Genomic DNA, 25,304 nt, shown 5'->3' on the forward strand with positions numbered 1-25,304 from the left:
GGGCCTTAAAGTTCAGGACATTTCCGCCAGCCGCGCAACATATCGGGCCAACGTGTCGATCTCGAGATTGACGCGGTCGCCCATTCGAACATCACCCCAGGTCGTGACCTCCTTGGTGTGCGGGATGAAGTTGATCCCAAAGTCGCAACCTTCCACCGCGTTGACAGTCAGCGAGGTGCCGTTCAGAGCAACCGATCCCTTGGGCGCAATGAACTTGGCCAAATGCTCGGGTGCGCGCAGTGTGACACGGGTGCTGTCGCCCTCGTCTTCAATGCCAACCACCTCAGCGACCCCGTCCACGTGGCCCGAGACGATATGCCCGCCCAGTTCGTCTCCAACCTTCAAGGCGCGTTCAAGGTTGACACGCTTGCCAACCTGCCAGGCGTCGAGGTTGGTTTTTGACACGGTTTCAGCACTGATCTGCACATCGTACCAGTCATCGCCCAGCGCGATAACGGTCAGGCAGACCCCGTCGCTGGCAATCGAAGCGCCAAGATCGATGCCCGCAGTATCATAGCCGGTGCTGATCCGGGCCCGCAGATCGCCTTGCTGTTCCAGCTCGGTGACAGTGCCAACATCGGTGACGATCCCTGTGAACATTCTGTTAACCCTCAGTTCCTAACCTGTGTCTCGCTTCCACAGCCGAGGTAAGCCCAAGCGGCTTCCCGGGCAAGCCCCGGCTTGCCGGGAAATCGCCAAACGGGCATAGTTTTGACAATTAATACGAATACAGCAGTCCCGATGACCCACCTGCCCCATGCCCCGGATCGCCGTGTGTTCCTGTTTCTGCAGGGACCTCATGGCCCGTTTTTCAACGCCCTTGGGCGCATGTTGCGCGCATCCGGCGCGCAGGTCTGGCGCGTCGGCTTCAATGCCGGCGACCACGCGTTCTGGTTTGATCGCACAACCTACATTCCGTTCCTGGACAAACCAGAGCATTGGCCGGAAACCCTGACCGGGTTGATCAACGACCTCGATATCACAGACATCGTACTCTATGGCGACACGCGTCCGATCCATGCTCAGGCAGTCGAAATCGCAAGGGAAAGGGGCATCACCGTCCACGTGTTCGAAGAAGGCTATCTGCGCCCCTGGTGGGTCACATATGAACGCACGGGCTCGAACGGAAATTCCCGGCTGATGGACCTGAACGTTGACCAAATGCAGCAGGCCCTGGCCCAGTCGGACACGCAATCACCACCACCGTCCCATTGGGGCGATATGAGGCAACATATCTTTTACGGTGCCCTGTATCACTGGTTTGTACTGTTCCTGAACCGCCGCTATCGCAATTTCAGACCTCATCGGGACCTGCCGGTATCGAAGGAATTTCGGTTGTACTTCAAACGTTTGTCCCTGATGCCATTTCACCGGCTACAGCGGATCTGGGCAACGACCCACGTTCGGCTGGGCGGTCACCCCTATCACATGGTCCTGCTGCAACTGGGTCATGACAGCTCGGTTCAGGCGCATTCCGGGTATTCCTGCATGAGCGATTTTCTGGATCAAATTCTCGAAGGTTTCGCAAAGGGCGCGCCAAGGCATCATCGGCTGGTGATCAAGGAACATCCGCTGGAAAATCATCGCGAACCATTGCGACGACGCGTTCGTGAACTGTCGTCCCGGTACGGGATTGACGATCGCGTCTACTATGTTCCTGGTGGCAAGCTTGCCGGACTTCTGGATGACGCGAATTCTGCGGTCACGATAAATTCGACCGCCGGCCAGCAGGTATTGTGGCGCGGCATTCCCCTGAGAATTTTCGGCAAGTCCGTCTATGACAAACCCGAATTCGTTTCCGGGCAGGCCCTGACTGCATTCTTCGCGAACCCGGTCGCCCCTGACAGCGGCGCCTATCGGATCTATCGCCGGTTTCTTCTGGAAACCAGCCAGGTGCCCGGTGGGTTCTATTCACGCCGGGGGCGGCGGCAATTGTTGCGACGGGCTGTCGACATGATGTTGCGGCCGCAAGATCCATATCAAACAGTTCTGTCAGGCAAAGCGGCGCTGACGCCACAGTTGAGAATCGTTCAGTGAATCTGGACGGTTGTTTCTGGAAGTCACACCACATTGCGGGTAGCCTGCGCAGAAAGAAAGATAATTGAGGTATATCGGCAGTGAAGCGCTTTCCAATCCGGTGGATACGGGGGGTAACTCTCGTGGCGGCTTGCGGCTTTCTGGCTGCGTGCCAGCTTCCTAAATCCGGCCCGAACAAATCTGAAATCCTTGCAGGTTCTGTGCAGAATGGCGGGAATGCATTTGTCGTGGAAGTGGATGACCGCGTCGCCAAGGCAACATCTGCCGTGCCCCAATACGGCTTCTCTGCCGCCTTCAGCACTGCCCCGAACCTGACCGCAGACACCGTTCGCCCCGGCGATGTTCTGGGGCTGACAATCTGGGAAAACGTGGATGACGGCTTGTTGGCCAGCGAGACGGGACCGGCCACGACACTCGACGAAGTTCAGGTCGACAGCGAAGGCTTCATCTTTGTTCCCTATGCCGGTCGTTTGCGGGCTGCCGGCAACACACCGGAAGAGTTGCGCACCCTGATCACCAGCAAACTGCAGGACCAGACCCCGGATCCGCAGGTCGAAGTTCGTCGTGCTGCCGGTGACGGCTCGACCGTGTCCCTGACCGGAACCATTGGCGCACCGGGGATCTACGCGATCCAGCGCCCGACTCGCTCATTGTCCGGGATGCTGGCGCAGGCCGGCGGCGTCACTGTCTCGTCCGACATTGCGCTAGTCACGCTGATCCGTGGCGATCAGCGCGGGACAATCTGGTACGATGATCTGTTCCGCAACCCCAAGCTGGACGTCGCCCTGCGCGGTGGCGACCGCATTCTGGTTGAAGAAGACAGCCGCTCCTATATCGCGCTGGGTGCAACCGGAGGGCAATCCCGCGTTGCATTTGACAGTCAGGACCTGTCCGCGCTGGAAGCCCTGGCGCAGGTTGGCGGTCTTCAGTCGCTGTCGTCGGACCCTACCGGCATCTTCGTTCTTCGCAAAGAACGTCAGGATGTGGCGCGCAATGTGATGGGCCGGGCAGATCTGCAAGGGGATCAAAGGTTGATCTATCTGCTTAATCTGACGGCTCCGAACGGCCTGTTCATTGCGCGGGACTTCGTGATCCGCGACGATGACACGATTTACGTGACCGAAGCGCCCTATGCGCAATGGAGTAAGTCTATTTCGTTGATTGCGGGTGGCCTGACCCCGATCGCCAATGTCGCAACACTGACCGGCTACTGATGTATGTTGCCGCAAGAGGACACCGCAGCCGGGGCTGAACGCACCCGGCTGTTTGCCTACAACGGCGGGTTTCTCACATCACGGCGCATCTGGCGGATACTGTCTCTGGCCGGGTTTGATATTCGTCTGGGCCTGCCGAAGCCCGGTGATCTGGTTGGTGTCTGGGGCAACAGCCCAACCGCGCATCGCGGGCTGAAGATCGCGTCGAAGCGCCAGACACCGGCATTGCGGGTCGAGGATGCCTTTCTTCGGTCCTTGCACCCGGGGCGCTCAGGCGAACCGCCGCTGGGTTTGCTGCTGGACCGTTCAGGTCTGCACTTCGACCCTGATCAACCGTCGGATCTGGAAACCCTGCTGGCCAGACATCCGCTGGACGACACGGCCCTGCTGGACCGTGCGCGCGGCGCGATGGCGCGAATGCAGGAACTGCACCTGAGCAAGTATTCAGCCTTTGATCCAGACGTCCAAGCCCCGGACCCCGGCTATGTTCTGGTTGTCGACCAGACCATGGGCGACGCCGCCGTAACTGCCAGCAAGGGGGACACGGCCCGCTTCCGCGAGATGCTGGTCATCGCGCAAGAGGAAAACCCGGGTGCCGAAATCCTGATAAAGACACATCCGGAAACGCAGTCAGGGCACCGGCCCGGCCACTTTACCGATCAGGACCTGTCTGGCAGGGTGCGGTTTTTCAATGATCCGGTCAGCCCCTGGACCCTGCTGGAAGGCGCGATTGGTGTCTACACACTGTCTTCACAACTGGGGTTCGAAGCCATTCTCGCCGGCCACAAGCCCCGGGTGTTCGGGCAGCCCTTCTACGCCGGATGGGGGCTCACTCAGGATGAAACACCTCTTGCAAGACGCCAGAGAAACCTGACCCGCGCGCAATTGTTCGCCGCTGCGATGCTGCTTTATCCAACATGGTACGATCCGTACCGCGACCAGTTGTGCGAGCTTGAGACCCTGTTAAACACGCTCGAGGCGCAGTCACGCGCCTGGCGGCAGGATCATGGCGGCTGGACCGCATCGGGCATGCGACTGTGGAAACGACCGCACCTGCAGCGGATGTTCGGCCGACAGCGCAAAATTCGTTTCACTGCCGATCCTCCTGGCGCTTCGCAACGGCCTCATATGGTGTGGGCCAATCAGGCGCGGGATCTGGACGGCGTTACCAGGGTTGAAGACGGGTTTTTACGATCACGGGGGCTGGGCGCCAATCTTGTGCCTCCGCTGTCGCTGGTGACGGACGATCTGGGAATTTACTATGACCCGACGCGCCCCAGCCAACTGGAAAACCTGATCACGGCCCGGGAAAACCTGCGACCCGATCAGGCGCTCCGGGCCGAGCGGCTGGTTACCCAAATCATCTCGAACAGTCTGAGCAAATACAATACCGGCACCCACCCGCCCGAATTGCCGGTCGGGCACCGCATCCTGATCCCGGGTCAGGTCAAGGACGACGCCTCCATCCTGCTGGGCTGTGGAACCGTGCGCTCGAATTTGGACCTGCTAAGGGCTGCGCGTGAAGCAAACCCGGACGCGATCCTGATCTACAAACCTCATCCAGATGTCGAGGCGGGTCTTCGGGAAGGCGCAATCGAAGCCGAAGGTCTGGCAGATATCATTGTTCCGCACACAAACCCGGGCATTCTGTTGCCACAGGTACATGAGGTCTGGACCATGACGTCACTCATGGGGTTCGAGGCCCTTTTGCGTGGTGTCCCGGTGACAACGCTTGGCGCGCCATTCTATGCTGGATGGGGTTTGACGCAGGATCTGGGTACAGTTCCCGCCCGGCGAGGCGCGCGACCCAGCCTGTCGGGTCTGGTTCATGCCGTCCTTATCGACTACCCCCGCTATCTGGATCCGAAAACAGGCCTGCCCTGCCCGGTTGAGGTCGTACTGCAACGACTGGCCGAGGGGTATGATGCTCCACACGGGCCTTTGAATCGTCTGCTGTCAAAGCTTCAGGGTGCATTCGCAACCCATGCTCACCTGTGGCGCGGGCGCTAGCGCAAGGCCCGCGACCAGCGATGCAAAATATCACCGCCAACAGCGCGTGTTTCGATCAGGTCGAACCGGGGCGCTTCGTTCAGTTTATCAAGACCCAGCGCCCCAATCGCAGACAGGCCTTCCGCACCGATGGTCAGCCCGGCACTGAACCCGACCAGTTCATCGACCAGATCCGCCGCCAGTAACGATGCGGCCAGAGCGGAACCGCCTTCGCAAAAGATACGTGTCAGGCCGGCATGTCCAAGCTGCTGCAACAGGTCCGCCGGATCAATGTGGTGTTCCTGCAATGCACACGGGATCAGGCGCGCACCCATGCCCTGCCAGGCATTGGCACGATCCGGATCCGGATGCGGGCCGTGACATATCCAGACAGGAACGTCAGAGGCTGTGCGCGCAAGCTGCCCCATCAGCGGCAGGTCCAGATGGCGCGATACAACGACCCGAACCGGCTGTGACGCAATGCCCAGATCACGCACTGTCAGGGATGGGTCATCCGCACGCGCGGTGCCCGCGCCGATCAGTACCGCGTCGTGATGCGCCCGCATGGCGTGGACCAGACGCCGCGCTTCGGGTCCAGTAATCCACTGGCTATGACCGCTGGACGTTGCAATCCGCCCGTCAAAACTGCTGGCCAGTTTCAAAGTTACAAATGGGCGGCCCTGTTCGGTCTTCAGAAAAAAACCCGCATGGGCCTTGGCCGCATGTTCATCCAGCACGCCGGTTGTCACTTTGATACCGGCCTCACGCAGCATGGCCAGGCCCTGCCCGGCCACACGCGGGTCGCTGTCTTCGATGGCTGAAACGACCCGCCCCACGCCGGCGTCAATCAGGGCCTGCGCGCAAGGAGGTGTTTTGCCATGATGGGAACAAGGTTCTAGCGAAACATAGGCGGTTGCGCCATGCGCGGCATCTCCGGCCTGTTTCAGAGCTTCGGTCTCGGCATGAGGGCGCCCGCCCGGCTGCGTCCACCCGCGACCGACGATCCGGCCATCACGCACGATAACACACCCTACGGAAGGGTTGGGCCAACACGTGCCTTGCCCGCGCTGACCCAAGGATAAAGCCAGCGCCATATATCGCTTATCTGTTTCGCTCACTCGTCCGTCGAAGGCTGCGGCGGGCGCAGTTCGTGGACAAACTCCTCGAAATCATCGGCCGCCTGGAAATTCTTGTAAACGCTCGCAAAGCGAACATACGCCACCGTATCAATCCGGGCCAGCGCTTCCATGACGATTTCACCGATTTTGTTGGACGGGATATCCGTGTCGCCCATGCTTTCCAGGCGCCGCACGATACCCGAGATCATCTGATCGATCCTGTCCGGATCGATGGGGCGTTTCTGCATCGAGATCCGGATCGAACGCTCCAGTTTATCCCGGTCAAAATCCTCGCGCTTGCCGTTGGTCTTGATCACCACAAGATCGCGCAACTGCACCCGTTCATAGGTGGTAAAGCGTCCGCCACAGGCCGGACAGAACCGCCGCCTGCGGATCGCGACGTGATCCTCTGCCGGGCGTGAATCCTTGACCTGAGTATCGATATTTCCGCAAAACGGGCAGCGCATCCGCCGTCTCCTCGTCCCTTGTTCCGCCTCTTTTTGTAAGCGCTGCGGCTTACTTATCCACAACTATAGGGCAGCCGCTAGGATTTGGGTAGTCGGAATTTTTCACCGCAATATAAAGGGGTCATGCAAAATGTGCAGCGACTCGACGTACATGCGGTGCGGTGCGGTGTTCGAACAGATAGATCCCCTGCCACGTCCCAAGCACAGGCCGCCCCGCCGCAACAGGTATGGAAAGTGAAACCGGCATAAGGGCCGCTTTGATATGTGCCGGCATATCGTCAGGGCCTTCGTAAGTGTGCCTCAAATACGCCATCGAAGGATGATCTGACGGAGGCACGAGCCGTTCAAAGAACGCATGCAGATCACTCTGAACCTCGGGATCCGCGTTTTCCTGAATAAGCAGAGAGCAGGATGTATGCCTGACGAACAGCGTAAGCAAACCGTCGCCTGCAACCGAACTCATCCATCGACAAACGTCGCCTGTAAATTCATAGAGACCGGCGCCGCGTGTTGAGATGGTGAATTCGATCTGCAAAGCTCTGCTTACCATTACCTAGTTTATGAACTGCCGGCGGTTACACCGTCCATTTGCGCCCTGTACCGACATGCTTTCACCAACCTGAAAGCCAAGCGACACACTGCTTTGCTGAGGTGCGTTTTTCGGTGGTGTCAGGGAAAACTGAACAGCCGTTCGGCGACCTGTCGCCTCGCTTGGGCCATAACCCCGGACAACATACACCCGTTGCTGCCAACCGGCGCCAAGCGTCCGGCGCGCGAAATCGGCCGCGGCGCACCAATAACCGTCTACATCCTGGCGTGCTCTTGGGATCACCTCAAAAACCGAATTGTTGACGGCAACCGTCTGAAACCCGTTGGGCGCGGCCCCGGCTGTCATCGGAGCGGAGATCGCCACAGTGGCAAGAACCATTGAAGTCATGACCCGTTTCATCATTTTCGACCTTTCCTGTTTCTGACTGCCGCATAGACTAGTATGCCAGCATCGGCGGAACAGTGGTCCTCACAATCTATTCAGACGCACAGCCAAAATCTGTGAACCGGTGCCCCCGGACCTGCCCAAGCATTTTCCGGCCAAGCCAAAAAACTCAATAAAAAGAAAACGATCTTGTGGGTGCAGCGTGTCGGGGAACCCTTTGAACCGGGGTGGTAGTCCGGCTCTCTGGGCTCTGGCCTCTTCCCCAAAAGGCGCGGACCCGACAGCAATATGTACATAAGAATTGTCAAAACTCGGTCATGTGTACACCAGTCAAATCCTTGTGTGAATTTGCCAATCGCACCGAAAGCCGTCCCACAAAACTCGGATTCCGCGACAAAAGTTGGTGCGCGGCGGATCTTTGGTATTAAGATCAGCTTCAGATTTGAGAACGGATTACGCCGAGCCATGGAAGTTGATATTTGTCGCATTCAGCGATTGGCAAAGACACTGGACGAAGAAACCGGACAATCTGAGCTGACGGATCACGTCCTGCGGCAAAGCGGGCTCAGTCGGGCTGGAATTGCCCCGCCGACAACCACTTACCATGCAACAAAAGAGGCCCAGTTTGTCCGGTATGCCTGCGATGCGGTCAATGACATCACTTTTGCCGCCCGGGCAGGCATCCGATTTGATGAGTCATCTACTCTTACGGCCTATATCAGTAAATACTCCAGGAACTTACGCCAAGCCATTGAGAACACGTGCTACTTTCACTGGATGATTGATCCTGCGCTGATTTTCAATCTGCGCCTTTCAGACGACTCGGCAGTGTTTGAAATCGACTGGAAGGACGCCAGTTATTCCCGCTATCACAGACGCACCGAGTTCCTGCTATTTGCGGCCATAGCCCGACTGCGCGCCCTGACCCAGTCAGATTTTCACCCCGTCGAGATGCGCTTTCAGCATGAAATCGGTCAACGCGCTGCGGAATATGAGAAAGTAGGAGGGTTTCCAGTAGTTTTCGGCGCCGAACGGATGTGCATCGTCCTGTCGCTGTCCTCGCTTGATCTTCCAATTCCAACTTACGACCCTACACTGCGCGCCCATCTGCTTGACTATGCCGAGCGTTTGCTGGCCGACCGGCAATCACCAAGGCAAAAAACACGCGCAAGGGTCGAAGGGCTGATCACCCGGTCCCTGCCCGGAAACATAATCCAGGCAGATCAGGCAGCTGCCGATTTGGGTCTTAGCCCTCGCACACTGGCCCGCAGGCTGGCCGATGAAGGGACCAGCTATCGCAACATCGTTGAAGACCTGCGATGTGATCTTGCGCAGACCGTTCTGCGAAACGGGATGAACCTGTCCGAGATTTTCGATTCTCTGGGGTATGCCGATCAGGCCGCGTTTTCGACGGCGTTCAAACGATGGACCGGCCAGCCTCCGACCACATTTCGCGGCCGCGTCGATCGCCCGCTGAACCGCGTTTGAGCGTAGCCGGGGGTCATCGATGAGACCATCTCGCCCCGGCCCGTCCCATGAGTGGACCAGACGGATATAGAAATCCCGCTGTCCCTCTTCTTGTGAGTTCTCGCCAATTTGACTTTCAGACAGGACAACAAGATGTGAACGGTCCGGGAAAAGAAAAAGGCGCTTCGATCAGGGCGCCTTTGTAGCTACTGATCCAGGAAGGACCGCAGTTTTCTTGACCGGCTGGGATGCTTCAGTTTGCGCAGCGCTTTCGCCTCGATCTGTCGGATCCGTTCGCGCGTCACGCTGAACTGCTGGCCAACCTCCTCCAGCGTGTGGTCTGTGTTCATACCGATGCCAAAGCGCATCCGCAGAACGCGTTCCTCACGCGGGGTAAGCGAAGCCAGAACCCGGGTAGTTGTTTCCTTGAGGTTTTCCTGAATGGCGCTGTCCAGCGGCAACACGGCATTCTTGTCCTCGATGAAATCGCCCAACTGGCTGTCTTCCTCGTCGCCGATCGGCGTCTCGAGGCTGATCGGTTCCTTGGCGATCTTCATCACCTTGCGAACCTTTTCCAGCGGCATCTGCAGCTTTTCGGCCAATTCTTCCGGCGTCGGCTCGCGTCCGATTTCGTGCAGCATCTGACGACCGGTCCGAACCAGTTTGTTGATCGTTTCGATCATGTGGACCGGAATACGGATGGTGCGGGCCTGATCCGCGATCGAGCGCGTGATCGCCTGACGGATCCACCAGGTCGCATAGGTCGAGAACTTGTAGCCGCGACGGTATTCGAACTTGTCGACCGCCTTCATCAGGCCGATATTCCCTTCCTGAATAAGATCAAGGAATTGCAGGCCACGGTTCGTGTACTTCTTGGCAATCGAGATCACCAAGCGCAGGTTGGCCTCGACCATTTCTTTCTTGGCCTGACGTGCCTCTTTCTCGCCCTTTTGAACCTGCTGAACGATGCGGCGGAATTCGCTGATGTCCAGACCGACATATTGCCCGACCTGAGCCATATCGTTGCGCAGTTCCTCGACCTTGTCGGTCGAGCGTTCGATGAACATCTGCCAGCCGCGGCCCGGTTTTTCGGCCATCTCGGCCAGCCAGTTCGGATCCAGTTCGCGACCACGATACTCATCAATAAACTCACGGCGGTTGATACGCGCCTGATCCGCCAGCTTCACCATCGAACTGTCCAGCGACATGACGCGGCGGTTGATGCCGTAAAGCTGGTCGATCAGCGCATCGATCCGGTTATTGTGCAGGTGCAGGCCATTCACAAGCTCTACGATCTCGGCCCGCAGTTTCTGATAGGTCTCCTCATCCTTGGCGGTGAAAGATCCATCTTCATTCAACGTTGCCGAAATACGGCTGTCCTGCATTTCGGATAGCATCGCGAAATCAGACGAAATCCGCTCGAGCGTGGTCAGAACCTGCTCTTTAAGCGCTGTCTCCATCGCGGCCAGCGACATGTTGGCCTGTTCGTCTTCATCGTCGTCGTCGTCGGTGGCGATTGGGTTGCCATCCGCGTCCAGCTCGGGCCCGGTGTCTTTGGCGGGTTTGGCAGCCTGAACCGCTGAAGTGTCCACCACCGGCTCCTCGACATCGCCGTCCTCGTCCATCTGGTTGCCGAACGTGGTTTCCAGATCGATAACGTCGCGCAGCAGAATGTCTTCGGACAAAAGTTCGTCATGCCAGATCGTGATGGCCTGGAAGGTCAACGGGCTTTCACACAGACCGGCGATCATCGTGTTGCGGCCGGCTTCGATCCGCTTGGCGATTGCAATCTCACCTTCCCGGCTCAGCAGCTCGACGCTGCCCATCTCGCGCAGATACATGCGCACGGGGTCGTCGGTGCGATCCAGTTTCTCGGTGGCGGCACCCGACAACGCAACCTCACGGTTGCTTTCCGTTGTGGTCAGTTCGGTCGAGCCTTTGTTCTCTTCTTCTTCGGCCTCTTCATCTTCGATGATGTTGATGCCCATCTCGGACAGCATCGACATAACGTCTTCGATCTGTTCCGAACTGACCTGATCAGGCGGCAGAACCTGATTGAGCTGGTCGTAGGTGATGTAGCCCTTCTCGCGGGCCTCGGCGATCATCTTCTTGACCTGGGCCTGGCTCATGTCCAGCGAGATTTCCTGTTCCTGCTCGTCTGATTTGCGATCTTCGGACGTGTCTTTGGCGGCCATTCAATGCTCCTGCAGGGATGGGTGATTCGTTTGAACCGAATCATTAGCGCGTAGAAGTGATTCGGCCACCCGTTTACCCGTTTTTCTTTTCCAGTGCCTTACGAAAACATCACTTTAGCGGCGTTTCCGTTCGAATTTGATGCCGGACATGATGGCCTCGAACGCGTCTTTCTCGTCGCGGTTGATCCGCGCGCCGTTGTCGGCGATGTCAAAAACGGCCCTGTCCTCATTCTGGCTGCGGCTTGTACGGTTGCGCTCTTCGGCGGCTTGCGCCAGCCGATAGGTCAGCGCCTCATCTGCCAGTTCGGACAGTTCCTCCGCAGCTTCGGCAATCTCAGCATCCAACCCCCGGAGCGCTTTGATTTTTGCGAGTTCCTCGGCCAGCGTCATCTCGGCCTTTTCCACGTCGCCCGGTTTGTGCACGCAGGGGATGACTGCGACATGGCGAAGGGCCAGAAGGTTTTCAAGGGGTTCGGCCCCCAAAGTTCCCACTATGTGATCTTTCAGATTGTCCGGGTCATCAATTGCGTGGCGCAGGATGACCTCGCGCAGCGCCGAGTGGTCTGGATCGTGGCAGTCCATCTCCTCCAACTGGTGTTCGAACTGCACGACAACCTTGGGGTTCAGAATGGCGATGGCCAGAATGACCGCTTCGCGCATCTGGATATCTGCATTCTCGGACGAGGCCAGAAACGAGGCGCGCGCGCCCGGCGAAGCAGGCTGTTTTTGTGGCTTCCATTTGCCGCCCGACTGCCATTGGCGGTTTTGCGGTTGGCGTTGCGGACGGAAAAGCTGCCAGCACAGGTCTTTGACTTCCCGTTCATAATGAGAGCGTATTGATGCATCTCGGATCAACGCCGTCTTGTCCTTCAGAGCACGCTCCAAAGCCGCTCTACGCTCCGGGCTGTCGAAAACTATTCCCTCGGTCTCACGCTGCCACAGTAGCTTGACCATGGGCATGGCACCTTCCAACACGGCCTGCACAGCCGCAGGCCCTTCGGCGTGCAAAAGATCGTCGGGGTCTTTGCCTTCGGGCATCAGTGCAAAGCGCAGGGATTTTCCGGCTTCCAGAAGCGGCAAAGCCAGATCGACGGCCCGCATCGCCGCCCGCAGGCCGGCCGTGTCGCCATCCAGCGCAATGATCGGTTCATCCGAGATGCGCCACAGCAGTTGTAGCTGGTGTTCGGTAATCGCGGTTCCCAGCGGCGCAACCGCCGCCTCAAATCCAGCCTCGGCCAGCGCGATCACATCCATGTAGCCTTCGGCCACGATCAGGGGCTGCCCCTTCCCGGCCGCCTGCCGCGCGGGACCCTGATTGTAAAGGCTCCGGCCTTTGTCGAACAACTCCGTCTCGGGCGAGTTCAGGTACTTCGCGTTGTCATTGGGGTCCATCGCGCGGCCACCAAACGCAATGCAACGCCCGCGAGGATCACGGATCGGGTACATGATCCGGTTGCGGAATGTGTCATAGGGCTTCTTGCCCTTGTTCGAGGGTTTGGCCAGCCCGGCCCCGAGGATCAGATCCTCGGCCACGTTCTTGCCCCGCAGATGATCCCACAGCGCTTGCCAGCCATCCGGGGCAAAGCCGATTTCCCACCGGTCCAACGCCTGCTCGTTAAGCCCGCGACGCGTCAGATAATCCCGCGCGGCCCCACCTGCCCCGGTCTTGAGTTGCAGGCGAAAGAACTGGGCGGCCTGCTCCATCACATCAGCCAGTTGCGCGCGGCGGTCCTGTTTTTCCTGTGCTTTCGGGTCGCGTTGCGGCATGGGCATACCCGCCTCGCGCGCCAGAATCTCGACTGCTTCGATGAACGAGACATTCTCGGTCTCTTTCACAAAACTGATCGCGTCGCCTTTGGCGTGGCATCCGAAGCAGTAGTAGAACCCCTTCTGGTCGTCGACATGAAACGAAGCCGTCTTTTCGTGATGGAACGGGCACGGCGCCCACATGTCACCCTTGCCCTGATTGGACTTGCGCTGATCCCACATGACTTTGCGTCCGACGACCTGAGACAGGCTTAGCCGGGTGCGCAATTCATCCAGGAAACCGGGGGGCAATGACATGTGTCGAACCTGCCAGAAATGAAAACGCGCGCCAAGAGGATGGCGCGCTTATCCACAAGGAATATAGCCAGCTGTGGATTATTGCTGAAGACATAGCTCCAGCCAGGCCGCGCCCAGATCCTTTTTGCGAACGTCGCGCATCTTTTGCTCATACACCCAAGGGGTGATCAACGGAATCGCTGCATTGTAGTTTTCGGGCCAGGTCGGGCCGCTGTCAGCGACCGCCTTCGCAACATCGCGTTCCTTGACGCGATCCAGGCGGGCGTTCTGAATAGCGGCCACCACGTCGGCCTGATACTTGCAGCTTTGTTCTTTGGTCTCAGCCGCGGCCAGAGGCGTTGCCAAAAGAATGGCGGCGATGGCGATGCGCAACATTGAAAGTCCCCCGGGATTCGTTTCACTCGCGGCAACTTACCTGTGCGCCAAAGCGCCCGCCACAACCGATTTCCCGAATTCGTTGAATTGATCGGAGGCGACCCGGGTTACCTTGCGCCCGGATCGCCTCAATGCATCAAAGTCCCTTGGCCCGATAGCTTTTGGCAACTCTGTCGATGGCGACGATATACGCCGCAGTCCGCAGGTCCTCGACATCATCGCGGTTGTGCCAGACCTCACGCATCGACTGATAGGCGATACGCATCGTGTCATCCAACCCCGAGCGAACCAGTTCCAGTTCGTCCGCGCCCCTGAGGTACTTGGACTTGAAGTTCGGGGACATTGACCACGCGTCGCCCAGATATCTGTCCAGCCGCTCAAGTTCGCTGACAATCAGTTCGTGGCGAGCTTCCTCCTGCCGGCGCTGCATCCGCCCAAACCGGATATGGCTCAGGTTCTTGACCCATTCGAAATAAGAAACGGTCACACCGCCCGCGTTTGCGTACATGTCCGGAATGATAACGACGCCCTTTTTCCGAAGGATATCGTCCGCACCGGCAGTCACCGGACCATTCGCGGCCTCGATAATCAACGGCGCCTTGATCCTTTCTGCGTTGGAAAGGTTGATGACACCTTCCAGTGCCGCCGGGATCAGAATGTCACATTCGGCCTCAAGGACGGCAGCGCCCTCTGCGGTATGCGCCGCATCCGGATAGCCGCTGACGCCGCCATGCTTCACAATCCAGTTCCGCACCGATTCAACGTCGATGCCATCCGGATTGTGCAGGGCACCGTCCCGCTCAATGATCCCGATAACGCGCGCGCCATCTTCCTCGCTCAGGAACTTTGCGGCGTGATAGCCCACGTTTCCAAGCCCCTGAACGATCACGCGCTTGCCATCCAGACTTCCGGACAAGCCGGCCTTCTCGATGTCGTCCGGGTGCCGGAAGAATTCACGCAGCGCATACTGAATTCCGCGACCGGTTGCTTCGACGCGCCCCGCGATACCACCCGCGTTGAGAGGCTTGCCCGTCACACAAGCACGCGCATTGATATCCGTCGTATTCATGCGCGCGTATTGGTCGGCCATCCAGGCCATCTCACGCTCGCCGGTTCCCATGTCCGGGGCGGGCACGTTCTGCGATGGGTTGATCAGGTCGCGTTTTGCCAGTTCATAGGCAAACCGTCGGGTGATCTGTTCCAGTTCGTGTTCTTCATACTGACGCGGGTCAATACACAAGCCGCCTTTGGAGCCCCCGAACGGCGTCTCGACCAGCGCGCACTTGTACGTCATCAAGGCAGCCAGCGCCTCGACCTCGTCCTGATTGACTTCCATGGCATAGCGAATACCGCCTTTGACCGGCTCCATGTGTTCGGAATGGACCGACCTGTATCCGGTAAATGTATGGATATCACCGCGCAGGCGCACACCGAAACGGACGGTATATGTGGCGTTGCACACCCGGATCTTCTCTTCAAGTCCCGGCGGCAGATCCATCAGGGACGCGGCCCTGTTGAACATCAGGTCAACACTTTTACGAAAGCTGGGTTCAATAATGCCGGTCATAAATTCCTCCGTACCGGAAACTGACATATGTCACGACTTTTTGTCGCACCCTTCATGGAAAGCCGCAACGCCCAACTGCACTTTTTTAATAAGAATGCCCTCAAGGCGTATGCGCAACTGTTACTGAGTCGTTTGGTTTGGCCGAGTTGCAGGAGATTGTCGCCAAAACACAAACAGACCCTTTAGCATACCTATATTATCCTCACTTGAGTGGCGAAAAGGTCAAAACCAGGCCTTTTTTGCCCAATTGACGCCATGTTTCAAAGCTAGCTTTAACCCAATTTTATTTTCCTATGTCGCACACGTTATGTGCGAAGCGGAGGCATCAAAATGAAAAAGTTCTCGCTTATTGCCGGTAGCATTTTGCAGAAACGCAAATCTTCCACGTTGCGGCAGTTCGTCGAAAATGAAGACGGCACATTTTCATATTTTGTGCTGTTTGTTTTTTTGGGAATGTTGGCCGCAGCGGGTGTCGGCGTCGATTTAATGAACCATGAACGCGACAGAGCCAAACTACAGGCCACTCTGGACCGCGCCGTTCTCGCCGCAGCCGATTTGGATCAGAAAGAAAGCCCGAAGACCGTTGTTGAGTCCTATCTCGACAAGGCAGGGCTTTTGGAAAATCTCAAGACCGTCGACGTACAAGACAGTTTTGGTACGCGAAGAGTTTATGCGACGGCCGAAGCAGTGATACCGACAAATTTCATGGCCCTGTCAGGTATCAAAACTTTGACCGCGACCGCAGCCAGCGCCGCTGAAGAATCAATCGGAGCCGTTGAAATTTCGCTGGTTCTCGATATTTCGGGTTCAATGTCCGAAAATTCGGCCACCCCGGGGATCAGCAAAATCGATGTTCTGAAAGAAGCAGCATCTGATTTCGTTAAACTGATGCTCGACAAACCAGGTGAAAGCCAGATATCGATCTCGCTTATACCCTATGCGACGCAGGTTAATGCGGGCGCTTCCCTGCTGGACCAATTCACGAATGTCACGCAGGAGCATAGCTATTCGCACTGCGTGAATTTTATCCCTGAGCAATACAGTGATTCCGATCTCCTGCGGGGTGACAGGCTGGAACGGACAGCGCATTTTGACCCGTTCACTTATTCTGAGGGTTCGATCACTCTGCCTGTTTGCCCTGTCCGCGCCGGCAGCGCGATCACACCTGTCACGGATGACCTGGGCAAATTGCTTGACCAGATCGCACTTCTTTCACCCGGCGGAAACACGTCGATTGATGTTGGAATGAAATGGGGCGTTGCGCTTCTTGATCCCGGCATGAGCGGTATTGTCTCCGATCTGTCCCTTGAAACGGATGCGGCATATGCGCCGAAGACAATAGTCCCTTCCAAGTTTGCGAATCGTCCGACAAACTATGACTCGGACGTTCTGAAAATTGTGATCGTTATGACCGATGGAAAGAACACCGATCAGTACATGCTGAATCCGTCACTGAGGGAAGGTATGTCGGACGTATGGTACAACCCCGAAGCAGAAGAATACACCGTTTATCACTCGCAGGGACAGCCGAACTTTTTCTGGCCTCAGCAAGACCAGTGGGCAGACCATCCGTTCGGCAACCCTGAGCCCGAAACTGCCGACAACGAAGAGGTGGGTACGGCTTTCCGCCTGACATACCCGCAACTGTTCAACCGTGTGTCTTTGGCTTGGAACGCCAATTACAACTACTACTGGCAGTCCAGTGCCTGGGCTGAGTGGTACTCTGCAGCGTTCTCCAAAGTAGAAACCGCTGCCAAGAACCAGCACACCAAACACATCTGTGACGCAGCAAAAGACGAGGGCATTATCGTATATGGTATCGCCTTCGAAGCACCAAGAAGTGGCTATCGGGTTCTTCGGGACTGCGCTAGCTCGCACAGCCATGTCTACGACGTGAGCGGACTGTCGCTTGAAGACGCCTTTTCTTCGATCGCATCATCGATCCGCAAACTGAGGTTGACACAATGACTCAGAGTATTTTGCCTCTGATGCACCGGTTATTTGGGTCTGAAGATGGAAACGCCACGATTGAATTCGCTATTATCTTTCCGGCGTTCATGTTTTTCATCCTAGCAGGCGCAGAACTGACATTATTGACGACACAGCAGGGTATGTTGGAACGTGCTGTTGACCAGACCGTTCGCGACATTCGACTTGGAACAGGGAATAATCCGCAGCACGACGAACTAAAAGACACCATTTGTTCACGGGCTCAGTTCATCAAAAACTGCTCCTCCAACCTTCGGCTAGAGATGATCCGTCAGAGTGCCTTCACCGGGGTCGTGCTGTCCGATACACCTGACTGCACGGACAACTCCGAACAGGTAGATCCTGTTCTGAACTTCACCAATGGTCAATCCAATGAATTGATGATCCTGCGGGCATGCGCGCGGATTGATCCGGTGTTTCCGACCTCGACAATCGGCAAAACCCTCGTGGATGAAACCGGTCAATATGCGCTAACGGCTACGACAGCCTTCGTACAGGAACCTTTGTAAGATGACGTCGATCATGACAAAAATGGCAAAGTGTCTGAAATCGTTTCGGCGGGATGAACGTGGTATTATTACCGTAGAGGCCATCATGGTCTTTCCACTACTGTTCTGGACGGTATCGATGACCTTCGTCGCGTTCGAAGGCTTCCGTCAAAGCGCGTCAAATCTGAAGGCCGCATTTACCGTAAGCGATCTTATCTCTCGTGAAACTCAAACTATTACAGATGTTTACATAGATTCTCTGCACGAATTGATGGAGAAGATGGTCAACAATAATTCGCAAATGAATTTGCGTGTTTCGCTGATTGTTTTCGATGAAGAAGATGATCGCCATTATGTGCGGTGGTCGTCGACTCGCGGCTATGACGTCAAGTGGACAGATGACAGCATTCACGAAATTCGGTCCCAGCTTCCGCCGATGCCCAACCAAGACACTTTGATTCTGGTTGAAACGTCAAATGAATACGTTCCGATTTTTTACACGGGATTTAAATTCGCAACCGGAGTTACTTTCGAAAACTTTGTCTTTACTCGCCCGCGTTTTACCAACGAAATTGCGGCCTCGGTCTAGGTCAATCCATTTCAGCCAGAAGTGCGGACAACATTTCGGACATGAACTTGGTCTCGGCGGCGGCAGTCATGCCGCCGACCCCCACACGATGACCCAATCGCCACCAAAGGCCTGGCGCCCAGGTGTTTTTTCCCTTGCCGGTCGTGCGAACAAGAAACCCGTTTGATGGTTTGAAGGCAAACACGCCGCGATCAACAGTTTCAATATCTTCGACATTGGCAATGACCTGCCCCGCTCCGGTGCGCAACTCAGCTCGAGTCAGTTCGATACGGTCTGTTGTGGCGTGCCACATGCGATGTGCCAGCCAGAACGCCCCGCCCGCGATCACGAAAAGGAAAACCTGCCATCCCAAGGCAGGTGGTGCCGCCAAGGCGACGTAAAGTACCAACGCTCCAACTGTGCCCAGCATTCCTACACCTGCCCATCGTCTGGGTGATGATGCCTGAACTGTTGCCAGCACTTCGTCCTGCATGGGGCCCTCTTTCTTTGCCTCGACTTCCCTTACCTGCTTTGCGAAATAATGGACAGGGGGTCCCGACCTGCGCGGCGTCGCACATTGCGCGCGCGTTTTTGTCAATTGACCGCGCAGGCGCACAAATTACATGGTTGTCATGTAAATCAGGAGGCAAAAATGTCCCTCAGGCCTACTTTGGAAACCAGACAATCCGTTCCAACACGGGAAGGCGCCGGTGTGCATTTGCATCGTGCCTTCGGGTTTCAGGACCCGTCCGAACTCGACCCATTTCTTCTTTTCGACGATTTCAGGAATGAGAACCCGCAAGACTATGAAGCAGGGTTTCCGTGGCATCCGCATCGTGGAATTGAGACCATTACTTATGTTCTGTCCGGGACCGTCGAACACTCGGATTCACTGGGCAACACCGGAACGCTTGGCGCCGGTGACGTGCAGTGGATGACGGCAGGTTCGGGGATATTGCATCAGGAAATGCCACATGGAAACGCCAGTGGTCAGATGCATGGGTTCCAGTTGTGGGGGAACCTGCCTTCTGACCAGAAGATGACTGCACCCCGGTATCAGGACGTTCAAAGCCGGGAAATCCCCGAGATCACGGATGATGACGGCACCACAGTTCGTGTGATCGTGGGTACGTTCTGGGGGAAAACCGGCCCTGTCGACGGCATCGCGGCTGATCCGCAATACCTGGATATCTGCATCCCGGCAGGCGTCAAAAAAACTTTTCCCATAGACACTTATCGCCGGGCCTTCGCTTATGTTTTCGATGGTCAGGCCGCGTTTGCCGACGCATCACGACCCACCGGCGTTCTGCTGGAAAAAGAGGTGGCGGGGCAAGAGGTCAACATTCGCGACATGTCAGGCAACCGGACGCTGGTCCGCTTTGGGTCTGGCGACGAAATTACCGTTCAGGCGGGGCCGCAAGGAGTTCGGTTCCTGCTGATCTCCGGTGCGCCGATCAACGAACCAGTCGCCTGGCATGGGCCAATCGTCATGAACACCCGGGCCGAACTGAAACAAGCCTTTGAAGAGCTTCGAAACGGAACCTTCATCCGGCCATCACACTAAGGACGGGCGGGCAGATCACGTCGCAACGGCGCGACAGACCATGTCCCAATAGATCTGCTCGACCTGATCCAGTGACAACCTCCCGCCTGCCCGATACCAGGTCATCACACCATTCAGCATTGCGATCACAGCAAAGCTTGCGATCCTGGTGTCGGGTACTTTGAACAGGCCGGCGACATGACCGTCACGCAGAATACCTTCCAGTGAATCCTCGTACCTGCGGCGCAGATCTTCGATTTCCGTGAAATTCTCGGGCGTCAGGTTTCGCAACTCCATATAGGCTATGAACACTTCGTCCGGGCGTTCCAGGTGAAAGCGAATGTGAAATCCGACAAAGCGGCGCAAGGCATCGCGTGGATTTTCGGAGTTGTCCAGTGCCCCATAGGCCGACAGAAGCTCCTGCATATGGTCGCGCATCAAACGGAATAGCAGGCTTTGTTTGTCTGGGGTGTAGTTATACAAGGCACCAGCCTGTACACCGACCTCGGACGCGATCTGGCGCATTGAAACCGCCGCATACCCATGTCGGGCGAACAGAGCCAACGCTGCCTTGCGGATCCGCGGGCCGGTTATGTCAGAGTGTGAACCTTGGGTACGAGCCATAGGCAGACAGTATCTGAACGTTTGTTCAAATAGAACCCCGCTTGATCCAAACGAGCAAAAAGTGCATCACAATGGCGACTGCAACAACAACCGGCTTGTCATGAAACCCCTGCCCCTGCTGTTTTTGATGCTTGTCTGCGCCGCATGCGCGGACATTCCTGAACTGGAAGGCAGCGAGTCGCCAACCGTGCGCAAGTCCACGTTTCCCCGCTTGATCCCACTGAGCGAAGCGTTGGGCCCACCGGTTGATCCCGTAAGCGAAGCGGCCGAGGTCGAAGAGGACCTGAATGCGCGTGCCGAAGCGCTGGCGAATAAAGCGCAGGCTCTTCAGAACGCAGAAATCGACTGATTGCCGGATTTCATTGGCCGCGCTGTCCTCTGACGCATTGCACCGACCCCATGAACCCGCTAAGGCAGCGCCTGACGGATGAAAAATCCAGACTGGCGAATACGAGCGGAAAGGAATCCACCGAATGACACAGGCGCTGCGGCTGGGAATTGCTGGCTTGGGGACCGTCGGCGTGGGTGTGATCCGGATCGTCCGCAAGCATGCGGATCTGTTGCAGGCCCGGACCGGCAGACCAATTGAAATCGTGGCCGTTTCTGCCCGGGATTCCGGCAAGGATCGCGGTGTCAACCTGTCCGACTACGCCTGGGAAAGCGATCCTGTTGCGCTGGCCCGCAGAGACGACATTGACGTTTATGTCGAGCTTATGGGGGGCGAAAACGGCCCGGCTCTGGCCTCGGTCGAAGCGGCGCTGGAGACCGGTAAAGACGTGGTAACCGCCAACAAGGCGCTGCTGGCCGTCCATGGTCAGAAACTGGCGGAGCAGGCCGAAGCTGCAGGCCGTGTCATCCGGTTCGAGGCGGCGGTCGCGGGTGGCATTCCTGTGATCAAGTCCCTGACCGAAGGGCTTGCCGGGAACGACATCACCCGTGTCATGGGCGTGATGAACGGAACCTGCAATTACATTTTGACCCGGATGCAGTCCCAGGAATTGGGATACAACGCGCTGTTCGAAGAATGCGCCCAACTGGGGTATCTGGAAGCTGACCCTAATCTGGATGTGGGTGGCATTGACGCGGCCCATAAACTGGCGCTTCTGTCCTCGATTGCCTTTGGAACCAAGCCGAATTTCGACGGGATCGAAATCGAGGGCATTCAGCATATCAGCCTGGATGACATTCATCAGGCGGACGACATGGGATACCGGATCAAGCTGCTGGGCGTGGCACAGCGTACCCGGCGCGGACTGGAACAGCGCATGCAGCCCTGCCTGGTGCCAAGCGGCTCACCTCTGGGGCAACTGGAAGGCGGCACCAACATGGTGGTGATCGAGGGTGACTCGATCGAGCAAGTTGTTCTGCGCGGACCCGGTGCCGGTGAAGGCCCAACCGCCAGCGCTGTCATGGGTGACGTTTGTGATCTGGCACGCGGATTGCATATTCCGACATTCGGCCGACCGGCCTCGACGCTGCAAGAGGCTACGCCTGCGCGAACCGGATTGCCCGCGCCCTATTACCTTCGCCTTGCCCTGTTGGACAAACCCGGTGCGCTGGCGAAAGTTGCGGCCATTCTGGGTGATGCCGGAGTTTCCATCGACCGGATGCGCCAGTATGCCCATTCTGAAAACACGGCACCCGTCCTGATTGTAACTCACAAGACCACGCGCGCGACACTTGATGTGGCGCTGGAGGGGTTCAGGTCCACTGACGTGGTTTCGGGGGAACCTGTCGCGCTGCGCATCGAAGAGGTTTGACCCTTGCGGCCTGTGCCAGACGCAGGCTATGCCGGACAGAACGCCTTTATTGACCCAAGGATACCGACACATGAACGCTGCCAAGACCGATTTCAACGACCGAATGCTTTCTTTGGGCCTTGCCCGTGTGGCTGAACAGGCCGCGCTTGCATCCGCCTCGCTTGTCGGACGAGGCGATGAGAAGGCTGCCGATCAGGCCGCCGTCAACGCAATGCGTGAGCAGTTGAATCTGTTGGACATCGCAGGTGTCGTCGTGATCGGCGAAGGTGAGCGTGACGAAGCGCCGATGCTTTTTATCGGCGAAGAAGTCGGCACTGGAAACGGCCCCGGCGTCGACATTGCGCTGGACCCGCTTGAGGGCACGACCCTGACCGCCAAGGACATGCCGAACGCGCTGACCGTGATCGCAATGGGCCCGCGCGGGTCGATGCTGCATGCCCCGGACGTATACATGGATAAGCTGGCCATTGGCCCAGGGTTCCCGGAAGGCGTCGTCAATCTGGACATGAGCCCGCGGGAACGCGTCGAAGCGCTGGCAAAGGCCAAAGGCTGTGATCCGGCGGACATCACCGTCTGTATTCTGGAGCGCCCGCGTCATGAGGCCATGATTGCCGAAGTTCGTGACACCGGAGCCTCGATCCGGCTGATCACTGACGGTGATGTGGCCGGTGTCATGCACTGCGCAGAAAGCGAAGAAACCGGCATCGATATGTATATGGGCCAGGGCGGCGCACCCGAGGGCGTTCTGGCTGCAGCTGCGCTGAAATGCATGGGCGGGCAGATCTTTGGCCGCCTGCTGTTCCGCAACGATGACGAGCGTGGCCGCGCCGCCAAGGCAGGTATTACCGATTTGGATCGCGTCTATGCGAGGGACGAAATGGTGACGGCGGACGTGATTTTTGCTGCGACCGGCGTAACCGGCGGCTCGCTGCTGCCGCGTATCAAACGCGAGCCGGGCTGGGTTGAAACGACCACTTTGCTGATGCGGTCGAAAACCGGTTCGGTGCGGCGTATGTCCTATCGCACACCGATGTGGCCACATAGCGACGCATAGCGGCTTGCGCCGCTGCCTCCGGCGGGAGTATTTGTAAAAAGATGAAGAGGCCGGGTCCGCGAGGGTCCGGCCTTGGCGCATAAGGGGCATGGGATGAGCTTTCTTGGGGTCGAGCAGTCATTGACCGGACGCCGCTGGATCGGACCTACGCCGGACATCGAGCGGGCAACAGAAATGCTGGTGCAGCAGGCCGTGTTGCCCCGCGCTGTCTGTCAGGTGCTGGCACGGCGCGGCGTGCCAGCGATAGAAGCAGCAGGATTTCTTGAGCCCAAGCTGAAAGAACTGCTGCCGGACCCACGTTCGATGCTGGATATGGAGAAGGCAGCAACGCGGTTCCTACAGGCCGTCAGGGCGCGGCAACGGATCGCCGTGTTCGCGGATTACGATGTGGACGGCGGAAGTTCGGCCGCATTGTTGCTGGTCTGGCTGCGACAGATGGGGATCAGCGCCACGCTTTATGTCCCGGACCGCATCGACGAAGGCTACGGGCCAAATGTTCCTGCCATGCAGACGCTGGCTGCTGAACACGACCTGATCATTTGTGTCGATTGCGGAACGCTGAGCCATGAGCCCATCGCGGCAGCCAACGGCGCGGATGTGATCGTTCTGGACCACCACCTTGGCGGAGAGACCCTGCCCGGCTGCGCCGCGATCGTGAACCCGAACCGGCAGGATGAAAGTGGCGATCTGGGGTATCTTTGCGCGGCGGGTGTCGTTTTCCTGATGCTGGTCGAGGCCGGGCGGCAATTGCGCGACGCCGGTATCAAAGGCCCGGACCTGATGTCGATGCTGGATCTGGTCGCCCTGGCGACGGTTGCGGATGTAGCACCTTTGATCGGTGCCAACCGGGCCCTTGTTCGTCAGGGACTCAAGGTCATGGCCAGACGTCAACGCCCCGGGCTTGTTGCACTGTCGGATGTGTCCCGCATGGACGCGGCGCCCAATTCCTATCATCTTGGTTTTCTGCTGGGGCCTCGTGTCAACGCCGGTGGTCGCATTGGTCAGGCCGATCTGGGTGCTCGCCTGCTGAGCACGGAATCGACAGCTGAAGCCGAGGCTTTGGCGCAGCGGTTGGATGAGTTGAACACCGAACGGCGTGATATTGAAAACGCGGTGCGTGCCGCTGCGCTTGATCAGGCGGAAGAACGCGGACTGGATGCGCCGCTGGTCTGGGCAGCGGGTGAAGGCTGGCATCCCGGCGTCGTGGGCATCGTTGCCTCTCGCCTTAAGGAAATGGCGAACCGCCCGGCCATTGTCATCGGCTTTGACGGGGATGAGGGCAAGGGGTCTGGTCGATCCATATCGGGCATCGATCTGGGTGCTTCGATCCAGAAGCTTGCCGCCGAGGGTCTGCTGGTCAAGGGCGGTGGCCACAAGATGGCGGCGGGTCTGACGGTCATGCGCGATAAACTGGACGCGGCGATGGAACGGCTGGGTGAATTGCTGGCCAAACAGGGGGCCGGTCAGGGCGGCCCGGCGGATCTGAAGCTGGACGGTGCGTTGATGCCCGGAGCGGCCTCGATCGAGCTGATCGAACAGATCGAAAAGGCCGGCCCGTTCGGCGCCAGCGCCCCTGCCCCGCGTTATGCCCTGCCTGAGCTTCAGGTGCGGTTTGCCAAACGCGTCGGCGAGACGCACCTCAAGCTTTCATTGTCCGATGCGCTGAACAGCGGTCTGGACGCCATTGCATTTGGTGCGTTCGACGGCCCCATGGGCGAGAAGCTGTTGAATCACGGAGGAGCCCGCTTTCATTTCGCGGGCCGACTTGAGGTCAACACATGGGGCGGACGTCAAAACGTTCAGCTTCGGCTTGAGGATGCTGCCGAGGTAAATTGAAGGCTGTTTCCTGAC

23 protein-coding genes are annotated in these 25,304 nt (G+C 57.8%); 12 read left to right on the forward strand and 11 right to left on the reverse strand.

Going from position 1 to position 25,304, the window contains the following annotated elements:
• Positions 1–12 precede the first annotated feature (12 nt).
• Complete coding sequence (locus tag ACR0FE_RS19925) at positions 13–600, reverse strand: riboflavin synthase (RefSeq protein ID WP_480489658.1); 588 nt, start codon at positions 598–600, stop codon at positions 13–15.
• Between the two features lie 141 nt (positions 601–741).
• Here ACR0FE_RS19925 and ACR0FE_RS19930 point away from each other — a divergent pair, with 141 nt between their 5' ends.
• The 3 genes from ACR0FE_RS19930 (at position 742) to ACR0FE_RS19940 (ending at position 5,261) form a co-directional block, all read left to right on the forward strand.
• On the forward strand, positions 742–2,037 hold the full coding sequence (locus ACR0FE_RS19930) for a capsule biosynthesis protein (protein WP_480914830.1): 1,296 nt from the start codon (positions 742–744) through the stop codon (positions 2,035–2,037).
• A gap of 80 nt (positions 2,038–2,117) precedes the next feature.
• Entirely contained in the window at positions 2,118–3,251 is a 1,134-nt protein-coding gene (locus ACR0FE_RS19935) for a polysaccharide biosynthesis/export family protein (RefSeq protein ID WP_170616605.1), read from the forward strand.
• 3 nt (positions 3,252–3,254) lie between these two features.
• Positions 3,255–5,261 carry a capsular polysaccharide biosynthesis protein gene (locus ACR0FE_RS19940; RefSeq protein ID WP_480914832.1) on the forward strand — a complete coding sequence of 669 codons (2,007 nt, stop codon included), beginning with the start codon at positions 3,255–3,257 and terminating at the stop codon, positions 5,259–5,261.
• On the opposite strand, the gene ribD is transcribed toward ACR0FE_RS19940, so the two are convergent.
• From ribD to ACR0FE_RS19960, 4 genes are all read right to left on the reverse strand, one after another.
• Positions 5,258–6,358: a bifunctional diaminohydroxyphosphoribosylaminopyrimidine deaminase/5-amino-6-(5-phosphoribosylamino)uracil reductase RibD gene (gene ribD / locus ACR0FE_RS19945; protein ID WP_480914834.1), complete on the reverse strand. Its 1,101-nt coding sequence runs from the start codon at positions 6,356–6,358 to the stop codon at positions 5,258–5,260. The two genes, ACR0FE_RS19940 and ribD, sit on opposite strands and share 4 nt — an antisense overlap.
• The gene (gene nrdR, locus ACR0FE_RS19950) at positions 6,355–6,825 is read right to left on the reverse strand and encodes a transcriptional regulator NrdR (protein WP_039525240.1); all 471 of its coding nucleotides are present in this window, start codon (positions 6,823–6,825) and stop codon (positions 6,355–6,357) included. Before nrdR ends, ribD begins: the two co-directional genes overlap by 4 nt.
• Before the next feature lie 121 nt (positions 6,826–6,946).
• Positions 6,947–7,360 carry a secondary thiamine-phosphate synthase enzyme YjbQ gene (locus tag ACR0FE_RS19955; protein WP_480914867.1) on the reverse strand — a complete coding sequence of 138 codons (414 nt, stop codon included), beginning with the start codon at positions 7,358–7,360 and terminating at the stop codon, positions 6,947–6,949.
• 18 nt (positions 7,361–7,378) lie between these two features.
• A complete protein-coding gene (locus ACR0FE_RS19960) occupies positions 7,379–7,777 on the reverse strand; it encodes a hypothetical protein (RefSeq protein ID WP_480441964.1) in 399 nt (132 codons plus the stop codon).
• 447 nt (positions 7,778–8,224) lie between these two features.
• Here ACR0FE_RS19960 and ACR0FE_RS19965 point away from each other — a divergent pair, with 447 nt between their 5' ends.
• Positions 8,225–9,247, forward strand: a complete 1,023-nt coding sequence (locus tag ACR0FE_RS19965) for an AraC family transcriptional regulator (protein ID WP_480914836.1) — start codon at positions 8,225–8,227, stop codon at positions 9,245–9,247.
• 185 nt (positions 9,248–9,432) lie between these two features.
• Here the strand turns inward: ACR0FE_RS19965 and rpoD are convergent, their stop codons facing one another.
• The 4 genes from rpoD to ACR0FE_RS19985 form a co-directional block, all read right to left on the reverse strand.
• Entirely contained in the window at positions 9,433–11,421 is a 1,989-nt protein-coding gene (gene rpoD / locus ACR0FE_RS19970) for an RNA polymerase sigma factor RpoD (RefSeq protein ID WP_170677613.1), read from the reverse strand.
• Between the two features lie 114 nt (positions 11,422–11,535).
• Positions 11,536–13,485, reverse strand: a complete 1,950-nt coding sequence (gene dnaG / locus ACR0FE_RS19975; protein ID WP_480914838.1) for a DNA primase — start codon at positions 13,483–13,485, stop codon at positions 11,536–11,538.
• Between the two features lie 78 nt (positions 13,486–13,563).
• Complete coding sequence (locus ACR0FE_RS19980) at positions 13,564–13,860, reverse strand: hypothetical protein (protein WP_170616618.1); 297 nt, start codon at positions 13,858–13,860, stop codon at positions 13,564–13,566.
• A gap of 136 nt (positions 13,861–13,996) precedes the next feature.
• Complete coding sequence (locus ACR0FE_RS19985; RefSeq protein WP_170616620.1) at positions 13,997–15,427, reverse strand: Glu/Leu/Phe/Val family dehydrogenase; 1,431 nt, start codon at positions 15,425–15,427, stop codon at positions 13,997–13,999.
• 330 nt (positions 15,428–15,757) lie between these two features.
• Between ACR0FE_RS19985 and ACR0FE_RS19990 the strand changes: the two genes are divergently transcribed.
• The 3 genes from ACR0FE_RS19990 to ACR0FE_RS20000 are packed head-to-tail and all read left to right on the forward strand — an operon-like array spanning position 15,758 to position 18,493.
• Positions 15,758–17,395, forward strand: a complete 1,638-nt coding sequence (locus ACR0FE_RS19990) for a Tad domain-containing protein (protein ID WP_170616622.1) — start codon at positions 15,758–15,760, stop codon at positions 17,393–17,395.
• A complete protein-coding gene (locus ACR0FE_RS19995; protein WP_170616624.1) occupies positions 17,392–17,925 on the forward strand; it encodes a TadE family protein in 534 nt (177 codons plus the stop codon). Before ACR0FE_RS19990 ends, ACR0FE_RS19995 begins: the two co-directional genes overlap by 4 nt.
• Before the next feature lies 1 nt (position 17,926).
• Complete coding sequence (locus ACR0FE_RS20000; RefSeq protein ID WP_170677620.1) at positions 17,927–18,493, forward strand: pilus assembly protein; 567 nt, start codon at positions 17,927–17,929, stop codon at positions 18,491–18,493.
• A gap of 1 nt (position 18,494) precedes the next feature.
• Here the strand turns inward: ACR0FE_RS20000 and ACR0FE_RS20005 are convergent, their stop codons facing one another.
• Positions 18,495–18,965, reverse strand: coding sequence for a hypothetical protein (locus tag ACR0FE_RS20005; protein ID WP_170616628.1), 471 nt, complete (start codon positions 18,963–18,965; stop codon positions 18,495–18,497).
• A gap of 159 nt (positions 18,966–19,124) precedes the next feature.
• On the opposite strand from ACR0FE_RS20005, the gene ACR0FE_RS20010 reads away from it, so the two are divergent.
• Positions 19,125–20,036, forward strand: coding sequence for a pirin family protein (locus ACR0FE_RS20010; RefSeq protein WP_480914841.1), 912 nt, complete (start codon positions 19,125–19,127; stop codon positions 20,034–20,036).
• 15 nt (positions 20,037–20,051) lie between these two features.
• On the opposite strand, the gene ACR0FE_RS20015 is transcribed toward ACR0FE_RS20010, so the two are convergent.
• Positions 20,052–20,639, reverse strand: coding sequence for a TetR/AcrR family transcriptional regulator (locus ACR0FE_RS20015; RefSeq protein ID WP_170806077.1), 588 nt, complete (start codon positions 20,637–20,639; stop codon positions 20,052–20,054).
• Positions 20,640–20,739: 100 nt separating this feature from the next.
• On the opposite strand from ACR0FE_RS20015, the gene ACR0FE_RS20020 reads away from it, so the two are divergent.
• The 4 genes from ACR0FE_RS20020 (at position 20,740) to recJ (ending at position 25,289) form a co-directional block, all read left to right on the forward strand.
• The gene (locus tag ACR0FE_RS20020) at positions 20,740–20,988 is read left to right on the forward strand and encodes a hypothetical protein (RefSeq protein WP_170677628.1); all 249 of its coding nucleotides are present in this window, start codon (positions 20,740–20,742) and stop codon (positions 20,986–20,988) included.
• Positions 20,989–21,112: 124 nt separating this feature from the next.
• Positions 21,113–22,399: a homoserine dehydrogenase gene (locus ACR0FE_RS20025; RefSeq protein ID WP_170616636.1), complete on the forward strand. Its 1,287-nt coding sequence runs from the start codon at positions 21,113–21,115 to the stop codon at positions 22,397–22,399.
• A gap of 70 nt (positions 22,400–22,469) precedes the next feature.
• Positions 22,470–23,453 carry a class II fructose-bisphosphatase gene (gene glpX, locus ACR0FE_RS20030; protein ID WP_170616638.1) on the forward strand — a complete coding sequence of 328 codons (984 nt, stop codon included), beginning with the start codon at positions 22,470–22,472 and terminating at the stop codon, positions 23,451–23,453.
• A gap of 93 nt (positions 23,454–23,546) precedes the next feature.
• Complete coding sequence (gene recJ, locus ACR0FE_RS20035; RefSeq protein ID WP_480914843.1) at positions 23,547–25,289, forward strand: single-stranded-DNA-specific exonuclease RecJ; 1,743 nt, start codon at positions 23,547–23,549, stop codon at positions 25,287–25,289.
• The last annotated feature ends 15 nt before the right edge of the window (positions 25,290–25,304 follow it).

The sequence above is a fragment of the Ruegeria sp. K7 genome, from assembly GCF_056531785.1.

Excerpts from the sequence above, each read along its gene's own strand:
- ACR0FE_RS19925 (WP_480489658.1), bottom strand. The coding sequence starts at position 600 with ATGTTCACAGGGATCGTCACCGATGTTGGCACTGTCACCGAGCTGGAA.
- ACR0FE_RS19930 (WP_480914830.1), top strand. The coding sequence starts at position 742 with ATGACCCACCTGCCCCATGCCCCGGATCGCCGTGTGTTCCTGTTTCTG.
- ACR0FE_RS19940 (WP_480914832.1), top strand. The coding sequence starts at position 3,255 with ATGTTGCCGCAAGAGGACACCGCAGCCGGGGCTGAACGCACCCGGCTG.
- nrdR (WP_039525240.1), bottom strand. The coding sequence starts at position 6,825 with ATGCGCTGCCCGTTTTGCGGAAATATCGATACTCAGGTCAAGGATTCA.
- ACR0FE_RS19960 (WP_480441964.1), bottom strand. The coding sequence starts at position 7,777 with ATGATGAAACGGGTCATGACTTCAATGGTTCTTGCCACTGTGGCGATC.
- ACR0FE_RS19965 (WP_480914836.1), top strand. The coding sequence starts at position 8,225 with ATGGAAGTTGATATTTGTCGCATTCAGCGATTGGCAAAGACACTGGAC.
- rpoD (WP_170677613.1), bottom strand. The coding sequence starts at position 11,421 with ATGGCCGCCAAAGACACGTCCGAAGATCGCAAATCAGACGAGCAGGAA.
- dnaG (WP_480914838.1), bottom strand. The coding sequence starts at position 13,485 with ATGTCATTGCCCCCCGGTTTCCTGGATGAATTGCGCACCCGGCTAAGC.
- ACR0FE_RS19980 (WP_170616618.1), bottom strand. The coding sequence starts at position 13,860 with ATGTTGCGCATCGCCATCGCCGCCATTCTTTTGGCAACGCCTCTGGCC.
- ACR0FE_RS19985 (WP_170616620.1), bottom strand. The coding sequence starts at position 15,427 with ATGACCGGCATTATTGAACCCAGCTTTCGTAAAAGTGTTGACCTGATG.
- ACR0FE_RS19990 (WP_170616622.1), top strand. The coding sequence starts at position 15,758 with ATGAAAAAGTTCTCGCTTATTGCCGGTAGCATTTTGCAGAAACGCAAA.
- ACR0FE_RS19995 (WP_170616624.1), top strand. The coding sequence starts at position 17,392 with ATGACTCAGAGTATTTTGCCTCTGATGCACCGGTTATTTGGGTCTGAA.
- ACR0FE_RS20000 (WP_170677620.1), top strand. The coding sequence starts at position 17,927 with ATGACGTCGATCATGACAAAAATGGCAAAGTGTCTGAAATCGTTTCGG.
- ACR0FE_RS20005 (WP_170616628.1), bottom strand. The coding sequence starts at position 18,965 with ATGCAGGACGAAGTGCTGGCAACAGTTCAGGCATCATCACCCAGACGA.
- ACR0FE_RS20010 (WP_480914841.1), top strand. The coding sequence starts at position 19,125 with ATGTCCCTCAGGCCTACTTTGGAAACCAGACAATCCGTTCCAACACGG.
- ACR0FE_RS20015 (WP_170806077.1), bottom strand. The coding sequence starts at position 20,639 with ATGGCTCGTACCCAAGGTTCACACTCTGACATAACCGGCCCGCGGATC.
- ACR0FE_RS20020 (WP_170677628.1), top strand. The coding sequence starts at position 20,740 with ATGAAACCCCTGCCCCTGCTGTTTTTGATGCTTGTCTGCGCCGCATGC.
- ACR0FE_RS20025 (WP_170616636.1), top strand. The coding sequence starts at position 21,113 with ATGACACAGGCGCTGCGGCTGGGAATTGCTGGCTTGGGGACCGTCGGC.
- glpX (WP_170616638.1), top strand. The coding sequence starts at position 22,470 with ATGAACGCTGCCAAGACCGATTTCAACGACCGAATGCTTTCTTTGGGC.
- recJ (WP_480914843.1), top strand. The coding sequence starts at position 23,547 with ATGAGCTTTCTTGGGGTCGAGCAGTCATTGACCGGACGCCGCTGGATC.